The 1,360-nt window shown below is 41.0% G+C and carries 1 protein-coding gene and 1 pseudogene; both read right to left on the bottom strand.

Annotation, left to right across the window (positions count from 1 at the left end; all coding sequences use genetic code 11):
- Positions 1–145: 145 nt before the first annotated feature.
- Positions 146–1,186 carry an IS3 family transposase gene (locus GHD00_RS20815; RefSeq protein ID WP_163540086.1) on the bottom strand — a complete coding sequence of 347 codons (1,041 nt, stop codon included), beginning with the start codon at positions 1,184–1,186 and terminating at the stop codon, positions 146–148.
- Positions 1,183–1,341 (bottom strand): annotated as a pseudogene (locus GHD00_RS21190) (transposase); the annotation flags it as partial. The gene GHD00_RS20815 and the pseudogene GHD00_RS21190, both read right to left, overlap by 4 nt.
- Positions 1,342–1,360 lie beyond the last annotated feature (19 nt).

Here is a 1,360-nt window from a genome sequence, read left to right on the forward strand (position 1 = left end):
TAGGCTTTTCTTAACTTTTTAAGATCATAGATGATGCCGTGGAAGCGTCAAGCCCAGCCCGCTTGACCCATCCACTCTATCATCTGTTTTGTCGGCAAGTTAAGAAAAGCCACCATACTGCCTCTTGATTGGCGCTTAGCACCATTTATGCTGTCTGATTCAAATAAAACTGTTGCGCATATTGAACTGGTGACACATATCCGATCGATCCATGTATTCTTTTGCGATTATAGAAGAACTCAATATATCGATAGATTTCGGTATATGCTTGTTCTTTTGTTTGGAACTTACGACCACGCATCAATTCCTTTTTAAGAAGACTGAAAAAAGACTCTGCACAAGCATTATCATAACAGTTTCCAGTACGACTCATGCTTGCTTCCATACCGTACTCTCGCAGTTTTTTCTGGTAATCATAAGAAGCATACTGTGTCCCTCTATCGGAGTGGTGGATCAATCCTTTTTTCGGTTTTCTCGCTTGATAAGCATCGTTCAAAGCATCCATAACCAATTTCGTTTCCATCCGATTATAAAGGCGCCATCCAACAATTTCACGTGTACATAAATCAAGAATACTAGCCAAATATAAACGCCCTTCTCGACAGGGAATATAGGTGATATCAGCGACCCATACCTTATTGGGAGCTGGGGCAGTGAAATTCTGATTCAACTTATTAGGAACAACAGGATATTCATGGTTAGAGTCCGTAGTGACTACTTTGAACTGTCTAGAAACGCATGAACTCAAGCCTAGCTGCTGCATGTATATGCTTACCGTACGTTCCGTGATAGTGTATCCCTCCTTCTCCAGCAGCCGTGTAATCTTTGGACTTCCATATATATTTCCTGAGTCTTTATAGAGTTCGACAATACGCTTTTTCATCTTTCTCCTACGCCATTCTTGTTGGCTTGGTTTGTGCTTTTTCCACTTGAAATAACCGCTCGGGGATACATGTAACAATTGGCACATCTTCACCACTGAGAACTCCCGGCTATGATTCTCAATGAATTGAAACCTCATGGCTTTGGTCTGCTGAAGATGTGCACCGCCTTTTTTACAATAGCTAGTTCTTCTTCTGTACTCTTGATTTCGCGATCCTTCGCTTTCAGTTCTAGTTCCTTTTCTCTTAACTCCTGTTCTAACTTTTGTACACGCTCTTCTACTGCAACTGGTTCGTTCCCAAATTCACGATATTTCGCCATCCATTCATGTAGACAACTGAGTGGAATCTTTAAATCTTCCGCAATCTCGGTCATTGTTTTCTTTTGCTGTTGCTCTTGTGCAAATTTAACGGTTTCTTGTTTAAATTGCTCACTGTATCTTTGCCGATATTCACCCATGGAACCCCTCCTATTTATT

The sequence above is a fragment of the Gracilibacillus sp. YIM 98692 genome, from assembly GCF_010993965.1.
Classification (GTDB): domain Bacteria; phylum Bacillota; class Bacilli; order Bacillales; family Amphibacillaceae; genus Gracilibacillus.